We start from the raw sequence: 3,961 nt of genomic DNA, 5'->3' as shown, positions 1-3,961 counted from the left end.
CAAGTTGTCAATTTAAGAATCAAAGGAAACAGTAAATTTTGGTTGAAAGACAATGCAGAAATTATATTACATCTGCGCTGTCAATGGATAGCTGGAAGTTGGGATAATTTTTGTATTTCTATCTTTAATTCCTTTATTAAACCTCAAACTGCTTGATTAATTTTATACTTGCGTTCTCATCTTTAGCTATTGGTTGCTGTAATTGATACTAAATATCAAAGGCTTGTTACAGATATTTTGGGAAATAATCGTCAAATGACTTACTAGCAATCTTTTTGAGATATCTCATCAAGATGAATTCTCCTGCGAATCAATATTTTATTTGTAAATAAAATCACTCCGTACTTGAATATAATTTTTAGCGATCGCACTTTTTTTGTCCGACCTCACAAAATCGCATTGCTCCCGTTCAATATCGCGGGTAGCGTGAGGATTAACAGTTGCAGTAGCAGTCGGAGATTGCGGGATATGCAACTTTTGGGCAAGGAATCTCAGTTTACTTAGGTCAAGTTCAGTAATAGCAAGAGTTTTGACTTGGTGAGTCATTCCTGAATCAGTTCTATTCATTTCAAAACTGGCAGCAACCCTTGTAATCCCATCATGTTCAGTTTTGAGGAGTTTTAGAACAGATTTACTATCTTGTTGACTTTTCTCGTAGAGGATGCGGTAATTTCCCAACTCCAAATCATCACGACCAGCCTTTTTTAGAGTTTGAGTCAGGATTTGCAAGACTTCTGACGTTTTGAAGCTTTCTAAAATTTTGTGCGTACCATCAAGGGAGAGTGAACCAAGGATCGAAGCAATTTTTCTGGGGTCTTCATCGACTGAGGGTAGTTGCTTACCACTTTTAAGGTAATCAGCAACTAATAAAAACTCCTGCCTTTCAATGGGTAGCATATCCTTGGGTTGTTCAGAGAGAGTAATAGTTCCCCATTTATCGGCGTGAAACTGCATTAGCGCTTTGGTTTGGTCATTGCGGCGATGAACGCTATATTTTTCGCCAACTTTTTTAATGATGAAAGCATCAGCCCGATAGACTAAACTGCACTTTTCTGCTATATCCATGCCCTTTTGCCAAATCTTTAAGTCTTTAAAATCACTAATATCTGACATTTTAAACTCCTTATTTTACTCTTATGTTCCCTGTTCCCTGTTTCCTGTTCCCTGTTCCCTGTTCCCTGTTCCCTGTTCCCTCTATTTGAATTTTGAAGCTAAACTAACACCCCTTGTAAATACTGCTTTGCTAGCATCAATAGCAATTGAGCTATAGGTTTCAGAGGCTTTATTGATTTGTTGGAGTACAGCTAAACCACCACCAGCCGCCAATCCAGTGGCTAAGAAAGGAGCAAAAATGCCAATCGTAAACAGAAAAAATAGAGGCTGATCTGATCTAGAAGTAGCAATTAATTGCCCAGCAAATCCCACAATAATATTGAAACAAAGCTTCGCCATACCTACAGCAAAATAACCAGTTAGCCAAGTAAAAATTGCTTTACCGCCATAAGGCAACAAAGAACCGCCCACAGCTAAAGGTCCGATAAGTGCCGTTAGCAGCATCGTTAGTTCAATCGCCCATTGGTAAGCTCCATTCAAACCAATCAAAACAATCGAAACAATTTCAATAACTGAAGAACCAATATAGGCACTGAAAGGAGAAAATATTACTTGTAGAGGATTAGCCCCACTATTGATAGCATCAACTGGTGCTTGAATAATTCTGTCAATCTTTTGAACTATCCACGAGAAAGGTCCACTAGAACCAGTAAAATAACTAGGATACTCTTGGCTTAACCTATTTTTAGCATCCTCCAAACATTTAATAGATTCTTCTGGAGTCAGAGATGAGGTCTTGCAATTTTCTATTTCTTTACCAATAGCCCCACGCACAGCTTCTACACCCAAGGCTTTTTGGTAAGCAGCCCTTAAATCAACACCTTTTGCTGTTCTTAAGAGGACAATTTGATTTACGTTATTGATGTAATTTCTAATACCAAGAGTGCTTTCCCCTAGTACCTTGCCATTGTTCGTTAGAAGTACTACAACTATCAACACCCAAATAAATTCTGTATAAGCACGTTGTTCATCACCATTGAGCATTTTCTTTGTCCACTCAATCATGAAAAAAACAAGTGTTGCAACGGCGAATAATACACCTACATCACATATGGCACTATACGCATCACCTTCGATAGTCTCATCCCAAAGTTCATTGAAACCTTGAGCAATAGAATCTGCCATTCTAATTGCTTGTTCCAACAAATCTGCACCAGCAAATTGAGATTGGGCGAATAAGTAATTTCTCAAAAGCATAAAATTAAAAAGAGTATAGAATGCAGTAAATTGAGCTATTCTTCATAAGTAGGATCTAAACGAGACATCCCAACAAGTTCGTGAGTCAAGGAAACTGCACCGATTTCCCTCAAATCTTCTTTTTTACGTTCATTTGCCATATTCTCTGCTACTTGAGTCAGCATGAGATTGGAGTAGGAACTGTCCTGCCTTGCTTGTAAAGAATCTGTGCGTTGCTGTGCCAACATTGAAACTACTAGACCATTCTGAGCCGCGATCGCCTTCAGGACATTTTGAGAAGCATCCATTTCTTGTGCAGCGTCCGCAAGACCTTTTGCCTCTTGAGCTATTTGCGTAGTTTTCTCTATTTTTTGAGCAGTATCTTCTTGCCCAATTTGGCCAACAACACTGATGATTGAAGCTCTTGTGAGTTCTCGCTCTAAATCTTGTGCCTTTTGCTGGGCGACTGGCAATGAGTAAGTATCAGCAATTCGAGTTTTTAGGTCATTACTACTGGCAATCGGGTCAGTAGCTCCCATCTCACCAATAGCATTATCAATCGCAGCTTGAGCATCATCTTTGATGCCAGCCCAACTTTGCTCAATTTCCGATTTAGCCCAACCTTGAATTTTTTCAACTTCACCTTTAATATCAGAAATGATTGAACTAAAAAAGTCGGTAATGACTAATCCATAGCTGGGTGTAGTTACCAATAAACTACCCAGAGTAGCAGAAAGTATGATAGTGATTGTTCGAGTCTTTAATCTAGACATAATTAAGCCACCTTTACTTTTTGTAATTTCGACATTAATTGTTTAGCTTCATCAGAGAATTCTTCTCCTCGAATCATCCTGATATAATCCTCGGTAAATTTGACCATTCCTAATAGGGGATTATCAAGATATTCTTTGAGGAAAAGAGTACGCATTTCTTGTTCATGTGGATTATTAGCAACGGCGGCTAATAAACAATGTGCTGGATAATAACGGCAAAAAGTAAGTTTGCCATTGTCATCAAGTAACCACTGAGAGTAAATACCCTCCTTTTTGGGATAGAAAGCTTCTGTACTATTGACCCGAATAATTTCTAATGGGTATTTAAATCTCACCAAAAAGGGGTCAACGGCTGAAGATTGAATTCTGCCAACCAAGCGTGTAGTGATGTTGGCGAAGATTTTAGCGGCAGCTTTTGACTGATAAATACTTTCTGGTTCTTGGGCAGATAAAATTACACGTATACCAGCTTTAGCACCATTAGCACAGAGCCTCCCAATTAGTTCAGCGATTGATTCAAACTGAAATAAGATTGGTGCTTCATCTAAGAAAAATATACTTACTTTGGATGCTAACGCCCGTCTGAGTGCGGCAGCATAAGCGCTCAGAGCTAAGATCGCCGCATCCGCCTCACTTGATAAATTTCTCAATGCAAAAACAAGTAATTTGGCATCAGTTCTGAAGCTAGAAGGTCGAGAAATTGACTGCCCAACTCTTGTAGTTAACCAGTAATTAAGTCTTAGCCTAATTTGTTCTAAAGCTTCTAGAATATCCCGACTATTACTAGCAATAGAATCTAGTTTAATAAATGCTGGTGAACAGTATTTGTAAAAGTCTTGTAGTGTTGGTGTCTCTGACCATGCCTTAGTTCCTACTCCAGATGATAATGCCAATTTGTA

General features: G+C 38.6%; 3 protein-coding genes and 2 pseudogenes. 1 reads left to right on the top strand and 4 read right to left on the bottom strand.

From position 1 onward, the window contains the following. Window positions 1–156, top strand: a pseudogene (locus tag F8S12_RS38305) (ISLre2 family transposase); the annotation flags it as partial. A gap of 162 nt (window positions 157–318) precedes the next feature. On the opposite strand, the gene F8S12_RS41405 reads toward F8S12_RS38305, so the two are convergent. The 4 genes and pseudogenes from F8S12_RS41405 to F8S12_RS38285 all read right to left on the bottom strand — a co-directional run. Continuing rightward, on the bottom strand, window positions 319–1,113 hold the full coding sequence (locus F8S12_RS41405; RefSeq protein WP_230968568.1) for a hypothetical protein: 795 nt from the start codon (window positions 1,111–1,113) through the stop codon (window positions 319–321). Window positions 1,114–1,194: 81 nt separating this feature from the next. Further along, window positions 1,195–2,310, bottom strand: a complete 1,116-nt coding sequence (locus F8S12_RS38295) for a hypothetical protein (protein WP_196521550.1) — start codon at window positions 2,308–2,310, stop codon at window positions 1,195–1,197. A 35-nt stretch (window positions 2,311–2,345) separates the two neighbouring features. Beyond that, window positions 2,346–3,062: a hypothetical protein gene (locus F8S12_RS38290; protein ID WP_230968567.1), complete on the bottom strand. Its 717-nt coding sequence runs from the start codon at window positions 3,060–3,062 to the stop codon at window positions 2,346–2,348. Window positions 3,063–3,064: 2 nt separating this feature from the next. After that, window positions 3,065–3,961 (bottom strand): annotated as a pseudogene (locus tag F8S12_RS38285) (TraG/TraD/VirD4 family protein); the annotation flags it as partial.

Source organism: Nostoc sp. WHI, from assembly GCF_015714725.1.
Lineage (GTDB): Bacteria > Cyanobacteriota > Cyanobacteriia > Cyanobacteriales > Nostocaceae > Nostoc.
The sequence above is the reverse complement of the archived record's forward strand: the minus strand, read 5'-3'. Positions and strand labels throughout refer to the sequence as shown.

Excerpts from the sequence above, each read along its gene's own strand:
- F8S12_RS41405 (WP_230968568.1), bottom strand. The coding sequence starts at position 1,113 with ATGTCAGATATTAGTGATTTTAAAGACTTAAAGATTTGGCAAAAGGGC.
- F8S12_RS38295 (WP_196521550.1), bottom strand. The coding sequence starts at position 2,310 with ATGCTTTTGAGAAATTACTTATTCGCCCAATCTCAATTTGCTGGTGCA.
- F8S12_RS38290 (WP_230968567.1), bottom strand. The coding sequence starts at position 3,062 with ATGTCTAGATTAAAGACTCGAACAATCACTATCATACTTTCTGCTACT.